The following is a 19,628-nucleotide window of genomic DNA, read 5'->3' as shown; positions in this document are numbered from 1 at the left end:
GTCAGGGGGATTTCCCATGCGTTCGTTCCGTACCCTATTAGCGCTTTCGGGCGCGTTCACGCTCGCGGCCTGCGGCGGCGATACGGGCCCGCAGACCGTGGGCAGCAATCCGCCGCCGATCGGTGGCACACCGACGCCGACTCAAGCCAACCTGCTCGACGTCACCAGCACCGTGACGTACGACGTGGTCGGTTCGTTTCAGGCGCTCAACACGGTGACCGAGCGCACCGTCCCGGTAACCGGCACCCCGTCCGGCACCGTGCGGTCGCTCTATTCGGGCAATGCCGCCACGGTGAATGCCCCGAACGGCTCGATCACCTATAATCCACGCGACGGCATCTTCACGGTCAAGATCACCGACGCCGCCGCCGATGTCGCGCGGAGCTACAATTATCAGGACCCGGCACACCGCACCCAATTCTCCGGCGCGCAATTTGCGCAGTACCAGATCCCCAATCTCGCGACCTTCAACTATCTGCAGGTGCTCGACAACGACGCGCTGCCGGTATTCTTCTATCAGCGCCCGGGCGCCAAAACGACCTTCGTGTCGCTCGCCGGCTTCTCCCGCGTCTCCGAAAACGTCACTACCACCGGCACCGCCCCGGATCCGACGGTTACCACCACGACCTTCGACGGCGAGCGCGGCGCGTTCGTATTCGGCCAGAAGACGGCGAACGCCCAGGTCCCGGTTTCGGGCGAGGGCACCTATAACGGCGATTTCCTCGCCTCGATGGTCGCGGACCCCACCGGCGGTGGCCGCTCGGCACTGCAGTGGATCACCGGCGGCAGCACGCTGAAGGTCAATTTCGCCACGGGCAAGGCCGACCTTCTGCTGACGGGAACGGTCGGCGAATCCTATGTCCTCGGCGCAGCGGTGGCATCGCCGATTGCCGCCGGCTCGGGCTTCATCGCGAACGGCACCGCGCAGGTCGACCTGATCCGCAGCGGCGGGTTCGCCGGCGCCTTCACGCTGAACAGCAAGACGCCGAACAGCGTCGGCTTCACGATGGGATCGAGCTTTGTCGGCATCGACTTTGCCAGCGCCGCCGCCGGCGGAAGCACCGCAGGTGCGAGTTCGATCGACGGCGCGTTCTTCGGTCCCAACGCCGTCAACGCGGGCGGCAATTTCCGCATCGTCGGCGGCATCCCGGACCAGCGAGTCGACATTCTCGGCGCCTTCAGCGGCGCCAAATAATCCCACGCCACCGGAGCGGCTCGATGCGCCTCGCTTTGTTTGCCACCCTGCTCCTCGCCGGAGCGGGATCGGCGGCGCACGCCCAGACGCAGCGTTGCGTCGACGGGGTCTGCGAAGTCCAGCTGACTCCGCCACAGCTCTTGGCCGGCGCGGAAAAGCTCGTCGCGCTGCGCCGCTTCGACGAGGCACGCCCGCTGATCGAGGCGCTCAAGCTCGCCCCCGGCTATAGCCTGCAGACGCGGTTCCTCTCAGGCTTCATCGCCGCGGAGAAAGGCGATTTTCGTGCAGCTGCGGACCAGTATAAAGCGATCCTCGCCGACGATCCCAACCAGACCCGCGTGCGGCTCGAGCTCGCCAAGGCGATGATGGCGATGGGCAAGCCGCAGAGCGCCGACAAGCAGTTCCGCCTCGCCGGGCAGGACCGCGAGCTTCCGCCCGAGCTCGCCAAGGCGATCCGCGGGGTGCGCGCAGTGATTCGCCAGAAGCGCGCGTGGCGGCTCGACGTGGATTTCGGCATCGCGCCGGACAGCAACATCAACAACGCCACCGGTGCCGATCAAGTCACGGTCAATCTCGGCGGCTATTCGCTGCCGCTGATGCTGGGCGCCGATGCCAAGGCGCGTTCGGGCACTGGCCAGACCGCGACGATCTCGACGGGGGTGCGGCTCCCCATTGCCTCGCACGTCTCGATGCTCGTCGATTTCGACAGCAGCGGCACCAACTATGCCGGCGCCGACTATGACGATTATCTCGTCCAGTTCGCCGCCGGCCCCGAACTCCGATTGTCGCAGACCACGAGCGTCTCGATCGAGGCGGTGGGCGCGCAGCGCTGGTATGGCGGCCGCCTCGCCAGCCGCCAGGGCGGCGTCAAGGCCGGTGCGCAGGCCGTCGTCGGCAGGTCGGATCGCGTCGGCGTCCAGCTCGACGCGCGGCGCACCAACGCGCTGTTCAACCCCGCCTATGACGGCTGGCAGACCGGCCTCTACGCCAATTGGGAACACGCATTGTCGCGCAGCCTGATCGGATCGGCCGGCATTTTCGGGCGGCGCGACTGGCTGACCGAGGCGGCGTATTCGAGCAAGGAAATCGGCGGCAGCCTCGCCGTCGGCGGCGAACTCCCCCATGGCATCAATTTCAGCCTGAGCGGTACCGCGTCGCGCGCGCTCTACGACGCACCGATGCAATTCTTCTCCAGCGAACCGCGTCGCGACTGGCGGCTGAGCGCGCGCGCCACGCTCGGCAATCGCGGCATCCGCGTGTTCGGCTTCTCCCCCGAACTCGCGCTGACCTATGCGCGCACCGATTCCAACGTCGCCTTCTACAGCACCGATCGGGTGCGCTTCCGTGTGGCGCTTGCCCGCTATTTCTGATTGCGGGACGCGCGCCGCCGGGCCATAGGCGCGGCCATGAAACTCCGCATCATCGTGACGCTCAAGAACGGCGTGCTCGATCCGCAAGGCAAGGCGATCCAGCACGCATTGTCCGGCCTCGGCTTCGATGGCGTCCACGACGTCCGCGCCGGCAAGCTCTTCGAGCTCGAAGTCGCCGACGATACCAGCGACGCCGCGATCGACGAGATGTGCCGCAAGCTGCTCGCCAACACCGTCATCGAGAACTATCGAGTCGAGCGCGCATGAAGACCGCGGTCATCGTCTTCCCCGGCTCCAATTGCGATCGCGACATCGCGACCGCGCTCGAGGACGTGACCGGCACTGCCCCTGAAATGGTGTGGCACGGCGAGAGCGCCCTGCCTGCGGGCATCGGCCTCGTCGCCCTCCCCGGCGGCTTCTCCTACGGCGATTATCTGCGTTGCGGCGCGATCTCGGCGCGTTCGCCGATCGTCCGCGCGGTGGTCGAGGCGGCCGAGCGCGGGCTGCCGGTGATCGGCATCTGCAACGGCTTCCAGATCCTCACCGAGGCAGGGCTGCTGCCCGGCGCGCTGATGCGCAATTCGGGGCTCAACTTCGTCTGCCGCGACGTCGCGCTGACCGTGGACAACGGCCAGTCGATCTTCACCAGCGGCTATGACGGCGGCGAGACGATCACCGTCCCCGTCGCGCATCACGACGGCAATTACTTCGCCGACGCCGAGACGCTCGATCGCCTCGAAGGCGAAGGCCGCGTCGCTTTCCGTTATGCCGAGGACGTCAACGGCTCGGCGCGCGCCATCGCCGGGCTGCTCAACCCCGCCGGCAACGTCCTCGGCATGATGCCGCACCCCGAACGCCGCATCGAACCCGCGCACGGCGGCACCGATGGCCGCCGGCTGTTCGAGGGACTGCTCGAAGCCGTCGCCTGAGGGTTCGGTCTGCGGCCGGGCTTGATGGACAGCTTTCGCCTCAAAGCTGGACGTTCGAGCGTAACAGGAGCAAGCTCGAAAGCTGACGCTGAGTATGGCATGATGAACCGTGTCGTGATGATCTCATTTGCCATTATGTCGGCCGGCTCTGCCTGCGCGATCAGCGCTCGAGAGCAGCCAACAACGTGGATAAGCCTGATTGCACCTGAGGAAGCTGCTTGGTTCAAGCTGCAACCTCCCGGAGCCAAAAGAAAGATCCTCGCCGACCTTCGAAGAGCACGCGCTTGCGTCGCTGGTTTCGCTAAGCGGGATGGGCGCAAAGACGCCGTCGCTGCTGCCCGACTGCCCAGCCCGCGCTTCTACAGCGGCATTTCAAACGGCGTTGTGGTCTATCGAACCGTGCCGGCTGTTCAAGGATGCTCACCGGAGTTCATAAGCAAGAACGAGGATCAGCACTTCCGGGAGTTGGCGGACGCCTATTCCGGCCCACCACGCACGATGAAGCTTCAGCGGCTCTGCGGCGAAGCAGCCTCAACGTACGCTGCAACCTTCAATCGAACACTTGCCAGGATCAAGCCGGAGGCGTTCAACGCAGCGTGTCCTAAAGGGCGTTTGGGATCGACCGTTTTCAAGATCAGCCGCTTAGAAGCTGCCCTTCTGCAATCCACCCAAAGCCGGTCCTCCCCGCTTGCAATGTAGGATTTCATCTGTTTGCCTGGGGCGGCCAGCCCCGACGGCCGCTCTTTGACATCGTCCTATCTGATGAAGCGCACCGCCACCCGCGCCGCCAGTCCCCGCGCGTCCGCAATCTGGACGAATGCCCTCAAAACCCAGAACACGCGGAGTCCACCAGCGTCAACTTCGGCGTGCAAATGTTCCGCGTTCCCCGGGCAAACCTCCGCGATTCGCCGGCGTCGCAAACGCGATGAACCCGCATTGGACATTCCCCGCCGGGCACGCGGAATCCCTGCGACTCTAGAGCCGCGCCGCCAGCCACGCCGTGATGTCGCCCATCACTTCCTCCTTGCCGAGATCGGCGAGCAGGTCGTGATAGTGATCCTGGTACAGCTTGAGCGTCTTGTCGGCCGATCCCGCGGTTTCGTGGAAGAACACGCTGCCCTCGCACACCGTCGCCTTGTCGGCGGTGCCGTGCAGGATCAAGACCGGCAGCGTGATCGTCGGGAATTCCGCGCGCAACCGCTCGTCGGCGCGGACCAATGCCGCCACCGTCGCCGCCGGCTGGACCTCGTCCTTGATGTACGGGTCGGCATCGAGCGTCGCGACCCAATCCGGATCGCGCGAGAAATCCGCATTCTTGAGCTTGAGCACCCCCAGATGCGGCGCGATGTGGCTCAGCCCCTTGATCGCGGCGAGCGCAAAACCTGGCGCCGGCACCTGAAAGGCGAAGCTCTCGCAGATAAATCCGTCTATTTCACGTTGATTATCAAGTACATAGCTTGCAGAAGTCACCCCGCCCGCGCTGTGCCCGAGCAGAAACAGCTTGATCCCCGGATAGCGCGTCTTGGCGATTCCGATCGTCCCGGCGACATCGGCGACATAATCGGCGATGTCCTCGACATAGAAACGCTCGCCCTCGGAGCGCCCCCGCCCGCGCAGGTCGAGCGCGAACACCGCATAGCCGCGCGCCACCAGCTGTTCCGCTGCCCAGAGATATTGCCCGCCATGCGAATTGACGCCGTGACAGATCACCACCACCGCGCGCGGCGCATCGGCGGGCTGCCATGCACGGTAGAAGATTTCGAGCCCGCCCGCGCTCGTGAAATTCGCTTCCTCGGCAGCCATGACTCGCTCCTCCCCCGCTTCGCAGCCGAGATTGTTGCGATCCTGCAACGCTGCGCAAGTGCGCAGATTGCACGCTTACCGACTGCGCTGGTGCTTTCCGAAAAGCGCGGTGGTCCGCGCCAGCAGCACGAGCAGGCTCGGCCACAATATCGTGTTCCACACGTCGTGGAAATTGGCCCAGAGTGCGATGCGCGTATGATAGACCAGGCTGTCGCGAAGGTCCCACATCTCGCCGGCAAGTGCGCCCGCCAGCGCGACCGCCCAGGGCTTCCAGCTGCGGACCGGCCAGCGGAAGATCAGTGCGCTGCCGACGAACAGCAGCAGCCCGACATGGACGTGCAGCGCATCCTTGGCGAGGCCGGCATGCCCGACCAGCCAGAATTTGACGGACTGGAGCGGACTCATCAGACTCGCGTGGCGAAGGGCGTGAAGTCGGTACCCTCGTCATAGACGTCCATGCCTTCGCGGCGCTTGAGGAAGCCGACGACGAGATAGGTGACCGGCGTGAGCAGCACTTCCCAGCCCACCTTGAGCGCCCATTGGGTGAACAGCACCGTGACCATCTGCGACGTCGTCCAGCCCTCCGCCCCCAGAAAGGCGAGCGGGTAGAAGATCAGGCTGTCGATCGCCTGGCCGAATATCGTCGATCCGATCGTCCGCGCCCAGAGATGCCGGCCGCGTGTCGCGATCTTCATTCGCGCCAACACGAAGGAATTGACGAACTCGCCGCACCAGAAGGCGATGATCGAAGCGACGGCGATCCGCGGGATGCTGCCGAAGCCGAAGATCTGTTCATAGGCCGCCTGCCCCGTCCAGCCCTTGTCCGGGGGGAGCGCGACCACGACGATGCACATCAGGATCATGAACAGCATGGCGACGAAGCCCGCCCAGATCACCCGCCGCGCCCGGGCATAGCCATAGACTTCGGTGAGCACGTCGCCGATCACATAGCTGATCGGAAAGAACAGGATGCCGGCCCCGAACGGCCACAGCCCGACGAACGGCAAATCGATCACCGATCGCTTGCTGGCTCCGATGATGTTCGAGAGCAGCAGCACGACGACGAACGCCACCATGACGAAGTCGAAATAGCGGAACTGCCCGCCGCTCACGTCGCGCGCGGCGACGTGCGCCGGCCTGTCTTCGCCCTCGGTCATCGCGCGTTTATGATGCCGGTTCCGCCGCGGCGCAATCCGCGCTAGGGGAACTCCGCGCGCGCCCGTAGCTCAGCTGGATAGAGCACATGCCTTCTAAGCCTGTGGTCGCTGGTTCGAATCCAGCCGGGCGCGCCAGCTTCTTCGACCAGATATGGGCAAGGTCAGCTCAAGGCGCGACGAGACCATCGCCATCTTCGCCCTCAGCCACATCCTGCCGAGGGACGTAGCGAACGACCCATTTCGGGCGCCCGTCCGAAAGCTCGATATCGGGCAGGACGAGCGGGTCGGCGCCGGTCTCCACCCAGCCTGCGCCGTGACAGCGCTCGCAGATTGCCCGTTTGCAACGGAAGCTGATCAGGTCGATCTCGACGTTCCACTCGCCATAACCCTGGCAGACCGGGCACCGCGCATCGAGTGTCCCATTGCGCGGCTTCAATGGAATGATGTCGAAGGCGTGCGGGGCTTCCGGCCCTTCGGGACGGACGATATTGCTCTCATGCGGCATCGAACCAGTAACGTGCGAGATTGCAACCGGGTCCGCATGTCTCGATCGTCCCACTCAGGCGGCCTTCATCCGGGCATCCGCCTCGCGACGCACGGCGGTGGACAAGGCGATGGCCCGCGCCCGTCCGATGCCAGCCTGCCTCCCCGATCAGCCGGTGAGCGGATTGAACTCGCGGCGCAGGTCTCTCTCGATCGACACCGAACCGTCGCCGGCAACGCGGATCAGCGCGAGCGGGGCATAATGGCGCGCGACTCCGTGCGGCGGGCGGGGGAGCGGGTTGCCCGAGGCGTCGCGCGGCCCCAGCACGTCGGACACCGCCGTGCGCGACGGGATCTGCCAGTAATCGCCCTGCCGGTAGAGATTGCCCTCGCCCCTTTCGATGAAATTACCCTCGGCCGGCGCGTGTCTGGTCCCCAGTTCGATGCCCCCCTTCTCGCCCGCGGCCCCGGCTGCTTCCTTGCCCCGCGCGGCATCGGTAGCGGCGACCGCGCGGGCGGCTTCATCCCTGGCGACGATTCGCGCTGGCCCGTTCGCACGCCCGATGCCCTCGCCGAACATCACCTGGATGCCTTCCTCAAGCGCCAGCCAGCGGCCTTCGACGAGCTGCAGCGCATTGTCGTCGGCCAGCTTGACGCGATCCTGCGCCAGCCCGCGCAGCTCGCCATGGTCCCAGCGGCGGAGCAGCACCGGCTTGCGCGGATCGTCGGTATCGACCTCTGGGGTCGCTTCGAGCGTCACCGTGGCGGTATCGGGATCGTAGTCGACGACGCGCAGCAGCCTGGCGCCGGTCTCCTGCAGGGCTTCGGCCGGCCCGGCGACTTCGACGATGTCGCCCGGGGCGATTGCGAAGCGCGCGTCACGCCAGCCGTCGGCGAGCTGAACCTTGGGGCCGGCGATCTTGTCGACGGGGAACGTCACCGCGCCGTTCTCGCGCGACCAGACGAACGTGGCGCCGCCTTCCTTGGCCGAAGCATAGCCGCCGCGGCGGATCTCGACGCGATAGAGCTGGTCGCTGTCGCCGCGGAAGCGCGCGCGCGGCGACACTTCGCAAGGTGGACCGCCCGCTGCGGGCGCCTCCGCCGCCCTCGCCTTCAGCGTGCCGCGCATCTCGGGTTCGATCTGGTCGCGCCAATTGGGCCACGGATCGTCGGTACCCTGCGGCGGCGGCGCAAAGCTGTCGAGCGCGCGGGTCTTGACCTGCCAGACGATCTGCGCGCGCGAGCCGGTATCGGGCCCGTCGAGTGCGACCTCGCGCATTGCATCGGCCTCGTGCGCGTGACGTGCGCGATCGAACTCGGCGGCGGAGAGGTGACGCTCCCATAGTTCGAGATAGACGAGATAGTCCTGGCCCGCTTCGATCTCGGGCGGTTCTGGGTACCAGGGCTGCGGCGAGAGGTCGCTGGACGCGCGATAGCCGACAATGGACATGTTCTGCGCGGGCCAGCCATCGACATAATAGCGTCCGGGCCGGATGCGGAAACCGCGATACGCCTTGGGATCGGCCTCGATCGCGAAGCTGCCCGGTAGCCCGCCATGCGGCCCGATCAGGTCCGCCGCGAGGGTGCGGATGAGGTGCAGGTTGATCGCCTGCTGCTCGTTGGCATCGGCATCCAGCTGCATCCGGCCCTGTTGCCAGTTGACGCGCGTGAAACCGTGGCTCGGATTGAAGCTGACGCGCGAGAAATCGCCCTTCATGTCAGTCCCTTTCAGTCGGCAAGGAGGATGGAGGCCGTGAGGCCGGCGGGCATGTGATCGTCCACGGCAGCGCGCAGGCTCGCCAGGCGCCGCGCGGTACGCAAATCATGGAAGACCCCCATTTCGGACCCGTCCTCGGCGCCTGCGCTGATCTCGGCCGGGCAATCCTCGGCGAGCCGGCAATATTCGGGTTTGCCGTAGCGCAGGCTGTCGAAGCGCGGGCGGACCGCGGCGCGCGTCCAGCCGAGCTTGGCCTCGGTCTCGGCCGGAGTGAGCCGCGCGGCCACGGCCTCGGCTTTGGCCGCCGCCTCGGCCCGGTCGGGCTGGCAGTGGAAGCGTCGCGGTGTGCGCGACGCGGGCGCGACATGGCAGAAGCGCATCCAGCCGAGCTGGCGCCGCGCCACGGTGATGCGGCCGAGGAAGATGCTGTCGTCGGCGGTCAGGCTGTGGGTCATCACGCGCCCGATGACAGTCGATCGCGCGAAGCACGCCTCGGCAAAAGCGAGCCGCGATCCCGCCGCACCGAGCGCTTCGCATTCGGGCGAATCGCAATCGGCGCCGGTGGCGTCGACCACGCTGTCGGTCACGCGGAGCTGGATCGGATCGGTGGCGACTTCGTCGTTGTTGACCTGGATCGATCCGACGATGCTGTGCGCGATCGTGATGCACACCTGGCTGTCGAGCACCAGGATGCTCGGCTCGACTGGGCGTTTGGGGTCGCAGTCGGGGCCCAGCGACCAGCCGGGTACCAGGGTGGAATGGCGGATCGTCACCGAAGTGATCGCGCCTTCGATCTGGACGCCGCGGCCGGCGATCAGCAACCCGTCGAGGATCAGCCGCGAACCCTCCGCGCCGCCGATCTGCATCGAATCGGTCGACTCCGCCTGCCAGTCGGCCAGCCGGATCACTGGGCGCGCGCCTTGCGCGGCGCGGATCTGCAGCGTTCGGCCCCTGTCCAGCATCAGCCGGATCGGGATCTGGTAGATGTCGCTGTCGGTGATTTCGATCACCTGACTTTCGGGCTGATCGACCGCGGCGGCAAACGCGCCTTCGTCGTCGAGCGTCGGTCCCCACGGTTCGAGCGCGGCGCGCAGTTCGGCGGCGCCGGTGACTCGCTTGACCACCGGCGGCGGCGGAAATCCCGCGACGGCCTGATCCGCGACGGCGTTGATCCGCGCCTGATCGCCATTGCCCGGGAGTGTGTCCGTCGCGACGCCGCGCCAGAGCAGCTTGCGAGTCACGGCGTCGACGAAGCTGACTTCGAGCATGTCGTCGACCAGCGCCAGGTCGACGGCGAACTCGCCTGGATCGCCCGGATGGAAGCGCCGTTGCAGCGATCGGTCGACCGCAACGCGCAGGCGCTTCAGCAGGCTTGAAGTCTCCTCTTCGGGTATGTCCGACGCAACCCAGCTATAGCTGTGGAAGCGCGTGGCGCCGACCTGCTCGGAGAGCGGACGATGATATTCGCCGCCGCCGATCTCGGCGCTGAAGCCGTAATGATAGCTGACCGTCACGCGCTTGCGCGGAAACTGGCGTGGCGGAAACACGATGCGGCCGCGCAGCGGATCGATCGCGACATGGTCGCGCGGCGGCAGGTAATTCCAGTCCTCGAGATCGGCGACGACTACCTTGTCGGCCGGGATCGGCTCGGTGCCCGGGCTCTTGGCGGTTGGCCAGCCGGGTGCCCAGACCGCGACCGAGCGAACGACGTCGCGCCCGTCGACCATGCGCGTTCCCCACAGCTCCGGCGCGGCAGTGGCGAAGCCTGCGGGATCGCGCTCGGGCGTGGCGAAGATCTCGCGATCGATCCTGACCGGAAGGCCCGCGGCGCCCTTTCCGCCGCCATCTGGATTGATAAACAAAGGCGCGTCGTTGCCGAGCAGGCTGAAGGCGAAGATGTTCGGGCCGATATCCTCCAGGCTGGCGGCAGGCGCGCGCGTCATCGGATAGGCCCGCAGCCGCCAGACGGACAGCTCGACATCGGCCGAGCGTCCGGCGCCGAGCGCCAGCGCATGCGCGCGCGTATCGAAGGTGCCGCTGTCCGCCAGCAGCGATGGCGGGCCGCGCAGTTCGACCGAGCGCCCGCGCAGATGCTGGGGCAGCCGCAGCGACTGGCTTTGCGCGCTCACTGCGCCGACTTCGACTGCGCGCGCCGGCCAGCCGCCGATCTCGCTCGCCAGCCGTTCGAGCAGCGGCAGCGTGCCCTTGCGCCGCCGATTGGCGATCGCATTGGCCACAGTGCGGCGCGACGGCGGGTCGCCGCCCGGCGGCACGGTCACCCCGACCAACTCGCCGATATAGGGGATCGCCCATTCGGCGCAGGTCTCGATGAACCAGTCCTCGTAGCGCTGGCCGATATCGTCCTCGATCAGCAAAGCCTGCTCGGCGATGACTTCGAGCAAGGCCCGCAGCCCGCCATTACTCTCCATGTCGCGGCGGCGGTGGATCGTCGGCAGCAGCTCCCACAGCCGATCGAGGCGGGGATCGCATTCGACGGTGAGGCTCGGCATCGCGGGCTCCTACTTGATCTGGTTGAGGACGAGGCTGGCGGGCACATCGGGGCTGAGCAGCAGCAATTCAGCGGGGAACAAAGCCTGCGCCGAAAGCGGATCGGGCCGCGCGGGATACGCCGGCACCCAGCGCTGCACGCCGTCCGCCACCGCTTCGGCCGCGCCCTGGGCGATCTCGTCGGGCGTGCGCGGCAGCCGCGCGCCGGCATTGCCGCCCATGGTGGCGACCCCGCCGAATACATCGAGATCGACCCAGGCGACGCCCGGCACCGACTGGATCGCGGCGACCAGCACGCTCGGCGCCGCCCCCTGTGCCAATTCGCGCGCCTCGAAGCCGAAAAGGTCGAGCAGCTTCGCGCGGATCGCCTGCGCCACCGGCTCCCACAATCGATCCTCGTCGATACGGACTTTGGCCGAGACGATCAGCAGCTTGAGTTCGCGTGGGCTGACCACCACCGGCAGATCGGGATCGCCGAGCCGGCGGAACGCTCCGCGCAGATTTTCGAGTAGTTCGCCATAGGGATCGAGCGGGGCATCGTCCTCCGCCGCCACCGTCAGGTGCACGACCCGGCGACCGGCGGATGCCATAACCTGTGCGCTGGCGAGCGCGATGCCGGCAAAACTGCGCGCGAAATCCGCATGGTCGCGGATCGAGACGAGGCGGTCGAGCGCCATGGTCGAGACCGGCGCGTTCTTGCGCGTCCGCTCGCGCGGCTCGGCATCGGCACCGCCGGTGGCTGCCACCGGATTGATCACGCCCTTCACGCCGAGCGGCCGCACGACCAATTGATCGATCCGGCCGGCACCGAGATTGCCCGGCCGTCCGATCCCGGCGCGATAGACCGCACGGATGTTCTGCATGCCCGTCGGTGGGCGCACGCCGTCGCGGCCGTCGGGGAAGATCACCGTGGCCTTGCCCCCGGCATCGTTGCGCACGGTGTAGGCCCGCTCGTTGGCGCCGGTCGCGATCAAATTGGGTTCGGGCCGCCAACGTATGTCGTCGACGAATATTTCGAGGCTGGTGGCGAGGCCGGTGGCGTTCGGTGCGGGCGTGTAAGTGAGCGGAAAGCGCTTGAGCGCGAAACGCTGGCGCGGTCCTGCGGCATCGCCATTGCCGAGCGTCTCGCGCTGAGTCTCGCCGTGCGTCGCCTTGACGACATTGGCCTGCAGCGTGACGTTGCCGCGGCCGTAGCAATAAGACAGCGCATTGGCGAAGCGCAGGAAGGTGTGGACCGCGTCGCCGAGCGCGGCGTCCTTGTCACCCGGCGTGATCGGCGCGCCCTCGGGGCCGCGCACGCCGTGGACGACCTCAGCGATCATCGCGACTTCGCTGGAGAGGACACCGGAAACGCCGTCGATATCGGCGCGCTCGCCGCTCACTGCGACGTAGCGGCCGGGCTCGAGCCCCGAATAGGTGCCGTCGAGTTCGATCCACGGCAGCGGCGCGCCCGTATCGGGCTCGACGCAGAAATCCTGCACCAAGGGACGCGCGGCGAGCGCCAATTGCTCGGAGCGCGCATAGACGGTGGTGCGGCGGATCAGCTGATAATCGCGGTCGATGATGTCCTGATTGCTGACGTAATAATAATATGGGTCATTCACCTTGAACCACCTGTCGGCTTCGCCCAGGTGGATCGCAGTGCTGTCGCCGATGCCCCCATAATCGGCACGTGCGATCTTTTGATCGACCGAGACCGCGCGCGCGAGCAGGAGCGGACGCGTTGGCGCAAGCAGCCATCGCTCCTGGCTTTTGCCGTTGCCGTTGGTGCTGGCACCGGTGACGGGCCCGTCGCTATCGCCGTTGCAATTCTCTTCGGGCGCGTCGATCGCACGCATGTCGACCATCACCCAGGAATCGGGGAGGATCCCGTCCTGCGGCGATTCGAGCGTGAGGGTCTGGGCATCCTCGCGCAGGAACAATTGCTGGCCGTCATTGATCAGCGAGGCGATCGGCCATTCGCCGATCTCGTAGCTTTCGGTGTTGCCTTCGGAGCTCGAAACGCCGGTGCGCTTCGGAAACGTGCGCCCGAACAGCCCCGAACGGACGCGGAAGGCGAAGACCTTGAGGTCGCCTTCGAGCACGCGCGTCCCCGACAAGGCCGCGCCGAGCTGTGCGCCGACCGCCGGCACCGCGACGGCCAGTGTCTTGTAGGCCGCGTCCGAGCCCTTGGCGAAACTGGTACCGGTGCTGAGCGCGAGCTTCTCCGCGCTGCGCGGCGGCACCGAGGCGGGAAGCGCCAGCTTCTCGATCCACGACGGGCGGAGGGGTAATTCGTCGTCGCACCCCTGCCCGCTATCGTCGAACGGCACGGGCCCGTCGAAGCTGTTGGCGGCGAAGCTGGCCGGCTGCAGGCGCGCCTCGACCTTGTCGAGCCATTCGCGCAGCTTCACCTGCGGAAGTCCGCCTATCCGCGCCCGCGCGGCCGTCATTTCGTCGACGAGTTCGAGCCTTGCCTTTTCGCGCTCTGCGGATGCGGCCTGTTGGAGGTGGTTGATTCCGGCGACGATGCTTGCCGCGATCGTCCCGCCGGGCGCTTCGTCGCGCAGCAGGATCAGCGCTTTGAGGTCGTCGTCGGTGATCGTGACGGCATTCTGCGCGGTATCGACCGGAAGGCGCTCCCACGGCTCCACCGCCACAAAGGTATGCTTGGCGGCGGTATCCGCCACCGCCGAGAGCACTCGCATCGGCACCGGAGTCGACTCGCCATATTGGAAGAGCAAGGCGTCACCCGGTTTCAGTCCGGTATCGGTGCCGGCGAAATAGAGGTCCTTGGTATTATCGTCCTCGTCGCGGTTCTGCCCGCGTTCGGGCTCGCTGGTGCGGATGCCGAGCAGGTTCCAGCGCGCGCGGGCGGCGAGGTCGCGCGAAGTCTCGAATATTTGGGGAAGCTCGTTCTGGCGCGGCAGCGACTTGGCGCCGGTGCCGGCGGCGATCGTGACGGGCGTCTCGGGCTCGCTGTCGAGCGTAAAGGCGAGATAGGTACTCGCCGACACACCCGGGCTCGGCTCATATCCGATCAACCGGGCCAGCTCGCGCACCGAGCGGCCCTGCGTCGCGGTGCGCAGATAGCCTTCGCCGGCGATCCGTTCCTGATAGAAAGTCAGCACATCGCCGGCGACGGCAAAGGCATCCAGCAAAGCGATCGAAGCATCGGCGGGATCGCGCGTGCGCAGCGCGGAAAGCGGGCGCGCGCCATCCGCCAGCGCATGCGTCGACAGCCGCGCCTGCATGGTTTCGAGGAAATCGGCATGCGTCCCGATCCGTGCCGAGAGCCGGGTCAGGCCGGGCCGGTTGGCAACGGGGCGCGGCGTGATCGCCTCGACACCCTCGCAGCAGCCACAGGCGCCGGCACCCGAGACGCAGGCCTGGCAGGAACAGCCCGGATCGCTCATCGCCCCGTCTCCATCGTCAGCGACAGCCGTCCATTCTCGGGCGCATCGCGGTCTTGATCGAGCCGCGCCAGCTCGAGCGGACCCAGCCGCAAGATCCCCGCTTCGAGCTCGCCATCGGGCCCTTCGAACAGCCGCTCGAGCTTGGTCACTTCGGCATGCGCGACGCCGGGGACGCGGTGCGCGGCCGCGAGGATGCGGCTCGTCATCACGCCTTCGCCGAAACTCAGCGCGTCGGGATTGAAGAAACCGGGGCGGTTAACGCGATCGAACCGGGGCCCGAGCGTTTCGCGCAGCTCGGTCAGCACCTGCTCGGCAACATGCCCCGGCGTCACGCAGACACGCAATGCCAGGTCGATCGGCACCTTCCGCGCCGGAACGACCCGCACGTCATGGCCGATCCGGCGATAGCGTTCGAGATGCCTGGCGATGCAATCGAGCAGGGACTGGGGCGGATCCGAGGTGCCGTACGAGTCGATCGCGACCTGCACTTCGCTGCGCACCCCGGTGGCGCGGAGTGCAGCGGCGGCGCGCTGCACCAGTGCCGGAAAGTCGCGCATCGCGATCGCGGCGTAATCCTCGGCAGCGACGGCGCGCTCGAGCCGGGTGCGGAAGAGCTGCGGCGCGCGGAGCTTGCCATCCGCCATCGGCTCGGGCGCAGTGCCGCCCCGCGCCGGAAGCGGATTGGTGACGGTGAGCGTGACGCCGTCGGGAAAGTTGTTGCGGAAGACGAGGTGACGCAGCGCGCCTGCGCCGACATTGCCGGCAGGTCCATTGCCAACGCGGTAGAAAGCGACGAAGCGCTCCCCCGCCACCGGCGCGCGGCCCGACCTGCCGTCGCCGAAACGCAACCCCGCGCTGCCGTCCTCTGCCACCTCGACGACGAAATGGGCATCCTGCGGGCCCGAATCGAGCAGGTCGAGCCGGGGACGCCAAAGGCTGACGGCACCCGCCATGGTGCGTGCGCCGGCCCCGCGAACCGCGCGCAGCTCGTCCTGAAGATCGGGCTGTGCCGCGTTCGCGGGCGGCAAGCTGGCGAGGCGGATCGCCGGGAGCGCGCCGATCAGATCGGGCTTACCGGCAACCGACGCGGCGGTGCCGCCGCAGCTGCCGCAGCTCTGCTCGTCGCTGGCGGGTGGCGCGACGAAAGTCACGTCGGCCCGTTCGAGGCGTGGGCGGTAGCGCTTGGCGACGATGCGCGTCTCCGACGGCGTGCAGCGATCGTCGCAAGCGGCATCGATGCGGCCGGCGCTTACTGGGCTCAGCACTTGTTCGATGCTGCGGCCGTGATCGACCGGCACGACATTGCCCAAGGCGATGCTGATGCCGGTCAGCCATTCGCAATTCGGCGCCTCGCTGCGCGCCGAGAGGCAGAACGGGAACGGCAGTGCGTCCTCGGGGCACCATTGCACTTCCACGATGCGCTGGCCGGTGAGCGAATCCACGCCTTCCTCGACCGCGGTGAGCCGCACCACGTGACGGCGCGTCGGGTCGGCGTCGCCGTGCCGTCCGGTGCGCGGGCCGATCACTTCCATCAAGACGAGCACGTCACCGGGCGCGAGCCCGAGCCGGCCGGGCCGCTCCCCCGGAGTCACCGGCTCCTGCTGCGCCAGCGCGACGCGCTGCTTCTCCGGGCGGTTCTCGGCACGCGGCAAGGCGCCCGGCTGATTGGGGTCGAAGGCACCGCCTTCGCCGCCTTCGCCTTCGCCGTCCGGTGGGGCCGGCGGCTCCTCGGGCTCGTTAGGTTCGATCAACGTCGCCGAGGTCGCACCCTTCGTCAGGCAGCACGCGCTGCCGCCCCAGTCGTAGAACTGGATGCGATTGCGCGAACGGCGGAACGTGAGCGCGGGCAGCTCGGCGGGCGCTTCGAACACCAGATAGTCGCTCCACGCGATCCCGGCCGCGTCTTCGGCGCGGACCATCGGGTCGTGCTCGCCAGGGAGCGCGGTGGTGAGCATCAGGTCGGCCGGCGCAATATCGAACGTCGCCTTGCCCTCGAGCTGGAACGCGGCCCAGGTCCGTGCCGAGGCGCCCTGATGCAGCCGGTAATCGACCAGCCGGCAATGCCGTCGCACCGATTCGCGCAGCCGCGCGCTGTCGAGGAAGGTCTCGGTCGCGACAGCATCCTGATAATAGCTCAGATCGTCGGCGGCATAAGCGAGCAGCTCGACCAACGTGATGCCGATGTCGGGTGCATGCCGCTCTTTCCAATCGGGCAAGGTCAGCGCCAGCCGGTCGAGCATCAGCCGGCGGAAGCTCTGATAGTCCCGCGCGAGATAGTCGATCGCCACCGCGGGCACCGGCTCGGGCGCGCAGGGCGGGCAATCGGCAGGGTCCTGATCCTGCGGGCATCCCGCCTTGAAGCTGAACTCGGCGGAGGCGTAGCGCGCGTCGAAATCGTTCGGCGTCTCGTGCGACAGTCGCCCGCTCTCGTCACGCGCGACGATCACCAGCCGATAGGTGGAAAAATCGCCCGGACGGGCGACCGTCACGAACATGCGATCGTCGAGCCCATCGTCGTCGGCGCGTTCGATCGAAACCGCGAGCACCTGGATGTCGCGCTCGCGCCGACCGCCTTCGATGCGGAGGTTTTCCGGCTGGATCCACTCTGGCGCGCGCCCGAGGAAAGTGACGATCAGCGTGGTCTGCGCGCAATCGACTTCGACCGAGTCGATCCCGTTGAGATCGGCGCCGCGGACCGCCGCACGGCGCTTGTCGTCATGGGCGCAATAAATCGGGGCGCTGCTCATGCCGGGCCTCCCACGACGAAGGTCTGGACGGGGCGCTCGCCGGTGGCGCGGATCGAATAATGGATCTCGACCTGCAGCGAAGCGTCGATCGCCGTCACGTCGAGCTTCTGCACTTCGATGACATCGCCGAGATAGCGGTGGAGCGCCGCGCGCGTGGTGAATTCGAGCGCGGTCGCCGCCTCGGGGCTGGCGAAGGCGAACACCTGGTGCATCACCCCGGCACCGAAATCGGGCAGGTTCACCCGCTCGCCAGGGCGCGTGAACAGCAATTGCTCGATCATGTCGCGGACGTGATCGGCCTGATCCGTCGTCGCGGTGCGGCCGCGCGAATCGATTGCGAAGGGATAGTCGATCTCGACGCGCGCGTTCATTGGGCCATGACCCTTGCCTGGGGGACCGTGATCACCAGCGGCGTGCCGGTGGGCGCACATAGCGAGCTGCTCGATTGGACGATCAGCGGCTGGCCGTTCGACAGCACCCGCGTGGTGCCGGTGAGCCATTGCCCAGTGACGCACGGCCCGTTGGCGGCGGGTGGCGGCGGGAAGGCACAGCCGGCGACTGCCATCGTCGTCGCGATCGTCATGCTCGGCACGCCGCCCAGAGTGACGCGCGGATTGACCGCGGTCGGCGTCGCCTTGCCGCCGTGACTGCACAGGATGCTTGCGGTCGCTTCAACCAGCATGCCGGGCATTTCTAGCCTCCCTCATGTCACCACCAGCGCGGTCTTGTTGATCATCACGCTCGGTCCGACGAGCTGGATCGAGGCGCCTTTGCCGTTGTCGATGTAGATGCCGCTGTCGTTGACCACGATCATCGCCTTGGTCGTGCTGCGCAGCATGATCCCGCCGGTAACCGGCGTCGGCGGCATGTCGCTCAGGATCAGCGCATGCTGCGCCAGCGTCTGCACGACGATGTTGGGCGACACCGGGAGCCCGATCGTCGCGTCGGTCGGCACGTCGCTCTTGCTGGCCCAGCGGCAGCCGGTCCATATCGGCCGCTCGATATCGCCCTTCTCGAATTCGGCCCACACCGCCGCGCCGATCGGCGGCACCAGATAGACGCCCATCGGCGGCAGACCCGAAAGCGGCGCGCATGCCTCCGCCCAGCTGGTCGGCAACAGCCCGGCGACGTCGGGACACGTCATCTGGATCCGGCCGCGGAACTCCGGATCGACATTGTTGAGCACGGTCGCCCGGTATTTGCCGTAATAGGCCCCCTCGGTCATGGCAGCACCGCCGGACCCGCCGCGATCAGCCCGTCGCGCGACAGCGTGAAGCTCTGTTTGTAGCTGCCGCGCGTGATCGTGTGCGACACGGTGTTGACGTAATACATGCCGTCATAGGCCAGCCCGGCCCCACGCACGCCGACCAGCATTCGCGCGCGCAGGATGCCGCCATACGCAGCGACGTCGAGCGACCCCTGCCCGGTGATCGCGTCGCGCGACTGCATCATGATCTCCATGGCGCGCTTGGCGGCGCGGTCGGGGGTCAGGCTCGCGGCGGAGCCTTCGAAGGTGATCTGCGCCGGCGGCGTCGGCCTCAGCCCCAGCGGCGGGTGGAGGATGCTGAGATTGGGAACCGGCACCGGGATCGGGATCTTGCCCGTCGCCGGGTCCAGCGTCATCAGGATCACTTGCTTCTTGGCGAGCCCGTCGAGACTGAAGCTCAGGCTCTCGACATTGGTGAACGCGTCCATGTTCACGTTGAGCGCCGGCTGCGGCACCGGAATGCGGACGTCGGGGCCGAAATAGGCGATGCTGGTGAGCGGCGCGGGCCCGGGCTCGACGAAGAAAACATAGGAGTTCGCCTGCGCCAGCTGGTTGAGATAGGCGCGGTCGGTGGCGTCCTGCGTGTCGAAGCGGCTGGTCGGGCTGTCGACGCTCGGTATCATCGGCGGGATCACCATCGGCACGATCCCGAACGCTGCATATTTGGCAAGGATCGTCGCCACCCGCCCCGCTTCGGGCACCGCCGGCCAGGGCAAGCGGATCTGCACCACGTCCATCAGCACGCTCAGATCCTCGCCGGTGAGCGTCAGCGTGGATTCGCCCGGCGTGTTGCTCGGCGCGATATCCTGCCGAGTGACCACGCCGTCCATCAGCACTTGCGGAATGCCGCGATAGACCATGGTGATTACGACGCGCGTGATCATCGGATCGAAGAAGCCGAGCGGCAGCATCGCCAGGTTGAGCGGCGAGGTCTTGCCGGTGTGGAAGCTGATCTGGAAGCCGCTGCGCGTGCCGCCCGAATTGACCGAGATCGACTTGACTGCCTCGGTTAGCGGCAAGGGCGCGGGCAGCGGTGCCGCAAGCGGGCCGATCATCA

At 67.3% G+C, this 19,628-nt stretch carries 17 protein-coding genes and 1 tRNA gene; 6 read left to right on the top strand and 12 right to left on the bottom strand.

Annotated features, from left to right (window positions below; genetic code table 11):
• The first annotated feature begins 16 nt into the window (after nucleotides 1-16).
• From E5A73_RS16415 to E5A73_RS16395, 5 genes are all read left to right on the top strand, one after another.
• Nucleotides 17-1,195, top strand: coding sequence for a hypothetical protein (locus E5A73_RS16415; RefSeq protein ID WP_135964918.1), 1,179 nt, complete (start codon nucleotides 17-19; stop codon nucleotides 1,193-1,195).
• A 23-nt stretch (nucleotides 1,196-1,218) separates the two neighbouring features.
• Nucleotides 1,219-2,565: a porin family protein gene (locus tag E5A73_RS16410; protein WP_135964917.1), complete on the top strand. Its 1,347-nt coding sequence runs from the start codon at nucleotides 1,219-1,221 to the stop codon at nucleotides 2,563-2,565.
• Nucleotides 2,566-2,601: 36 nt separating this feature from the next.
• Nucleotides 2,602-2,832: a phosphoribosylformylglycinamidine synthase subunit PurS gene (gene purS / locus E5A73_RS16405; protein ID WP_135964916.1), complete on the top strand. Its 231-nt coding sequence runs from the start codon at nucleotides 2,602-2,604 to the stop codon at nucleotides 2,830-2,832.
• Nucleotides 2,829-3,494 (top strand): phosphoribosylformylglycinamidine synthase subunit PurQ, encoded by a 666-nt coding sequence (gene purQ, locus E5A73_RS16400; protein ID WP_135964915.1) that lies wholly within the window; start codon nucleotides 2,829-2,831, stop codon nucleotides 3,492-3,494. Before purS ends, purQ begins: the two co-directional genes overlap by 4 nt.
• A gap of 99 nt (nucleotides 3,495-3,593) precedes the next feature.
• On the top strand, nucleotides 3,594-4,193 hold the full coding sequence (locus E5A73_RS16395) for a hypothetical protein (RefSeq protein ID WP_135964914.1): 600 nt from the start codon (nucleotides 3,594-3,596) through the stop codon (nucleotides 4,191-4,193).
• Nucleotides 4,194-4,469: 276 nt separating this feature from the next.
• On the opposite strand, the gene E5A73_RS16390 is transcribed toward E5A73_RS16395, so the two are convergent.
• From E5A73_RS16390 to E5A73_RS16380, 3 genes are all read right to left on the bottom strand, one after another.
• Nucleotides 4,470-5,297, bottom strand: coding sequence for an alpha/beta hydrolase (locus tag E5A73_RS16390; protein ID WP_135964913.1), 828 nt, complete (start codon nucleotides 5,295-5,297; stop codon nucleotides 4,470-4,472).
• A gap of 75 nt (nucleotides 5,298-5,372) precedes the next feature.
• Nucleotides 5,373-5,702, bottom strand: a complete 330-nt coding sequence (locus tag E5A73_RS16385; RefSeq protein WP_135964912.1) for a hypothetical protein — start codon at nucleotides 5,700-5,702, stop codon at nucleotides 5,373-5,375.
• Nucleotides 5,702-6,454 carry a queuosine precursor transporter gene (locus tag E5A73_RS16380; protein ID WP_135964911.1) on the bottom strand — a complete coding sequence of 251 codons (753 nt, stop codon included), beginning with the start codon at nucleotides 6,452-6,454 and terminating at the stop codon, nucleotides 5,702-5,704. The genes E5A73_RS16385 and E5A73_RS16380 overlap by 1 nt, the downstream gene beginning before the upstream one ends.
• Before the next feature lie 58 nt (nucleotides 6,455-6,512).
• Here E5A73_RS16380 and E5A73_RS16375 point away from each other — a divergent pair.
• Nucleotides 6,513-6,589, top strand: a tRNA-Arg gene (locus E5A73_RS16375).
• A 31-nt stretch (nucleotides 6,590-6,620) separates the two neighbouring features.
• Here E5A73_RS16375 and E5A73_RS16370 read toward each other — a convergent pair.
• The 9 genes from E5A73_RS16370 to E5A73_RS16330 all read right to left on the bottom strand — a co-directional run bounded on the left by E5A73_RS16370 (nucleotide 6,621) and on the right by E5A73_RS16330 (nucleotide 19,626).
• Nucleotides 6,621-6,959 carry a hypothetical protein gene (locus tag E5A73_RS16370; protein WP_135964910.1) on the bottom strand — a complete coding sequence of 113 codons (339 nt, stop codon included), beginning with the start codon at nucleotides 6,957-6,959 and terminating at the stop codon, nucleotides 6,621-6,623.
• 147 nt (nucleotides 6,960-7,106) lie between these two features.
• Complete coding sequence (locus tag E5A73_RS16365; RefSeq protein ID WP_135964909.1) at nucleotides 7,107-8,654, bottom strand: DUF6519 domain-containing protein; 1,548 nt, start codon at nucleotides 8,652-8,654, stop codon at nucleotides 7,107-7,109.
• 11 nt (nucleotides 8,655-8,665) lie between these two features.
• Nucleotides 8,666-11,164: a DUF4136 domain-containing protein gene (locus E5A73_RS16360; protein WP_135964908.1), complete on the bottom strand. Its 2,499-nt coding sequence runs from the start codon at nucleotides 11,162-11,164 to the stop codon at nucleotides 8,666-8,668.
• Nucleotides 11,165-11,173: 9 nt separating this feature from the next.
• On the bottom strand, nucleotides 11,174-14,557 hold the full coding sequence (locus E5A73_RS16355) for a putative baseplate assembly protein (RefSeq protein ID WP_135964907.1): 3,384 nt from the start codon (nucleotides 14,555-14,557) through the stop codon (nucleotides 11,174-11,176).
• Nucleotides 14,554-17,304 carry a putative baseplate assembly protein gene (locus E5A73_RS16350; RefSeq protein ID WP_135964906.1) on the bottom strand — a complete coding sequence of 917 codons (2,751 nt, stop codon included), beginning with the start codon at nucleotides 17,302-17,304 and terminating at the stop codon, nucleotides 14,554-14,556. The genes E5A73_RS16355 and E5A73_RS16350 overlap by 4 nt, the downstream gene beginning before the upstream one ends.
• Nucleotides 17,301-17,675: a GPW/gp25 family protein gene (locus E5A73_RS16345; RefSeq protein ID WP_135964905.1), complete on the bottom strand. Its 375-nt coding sequence runs from the start codon at nucleotides 17,673-17,675 to the stop codon at nucleotides 17,301-17,303. Before E5A73_RS16345 ends, E5A73_RS16350 begins: the two co-directional genes overlap by 4 nt.
• On the bottom strand, nucleotides 17,672-17,995 hold the full coding sequence (locus E5A73_RS16340) for a hypothetical protein (protein ID WP_135964904.1): 324 nt from the start codon (nucleotides 17,993-17,995) through the stop codon (nucleotides 17,672-17,674). Before E5A73_RS16340 ends, E5A73_RS16345 begins: the two co-directional genes overlap by 4 nt.
• Before the next feature lie 12 nt (nucleotides 17,996-18,007).
• On the bottom strand, nucleotides 18,008-18,529 hold the full coding sequence (locus E5A73_RS16335; protein ID WP_135964903.1) for a phage baseplate assembly protein V: 522 nt from the start codon (nucleotides 18,527-18,529) through the stop codon (nucleotides 18,008-18,010).
• On the bottom strand, nucleotides 18,526-19,626 hold the full coding sequence (locus tag E5A73_RS16330) for a phage late control D family protein (RefSeq protein WP_206366519.1): 1,101 nt from the start codon (nucleotides 19,624-19,626) through the stop codon (nucleotides 18,526-18,528). The genes E5A73_RS16335 and E5A73_RS16330 overlap by 4 nt, the downstream gene beginning before the upstream one ends.
• Nucleotides 19,627-19,628: the final 2 nt, after the last annotated feature.

It is taken from the genome of Sphingomonas gei (genome assembly GCF_004792685.1).
Lineage (GTDB): Bacteria > Pseudomonadota > Alphaproteobacteria > Sphingomonadales > Sphingomonadaceae > Sphingomonas > Sphingomonas gei.
Note: the sequence above shows the minus strand (reverse complement) of the source record. Positions and strands in the feature narration are given on the sequence as shown.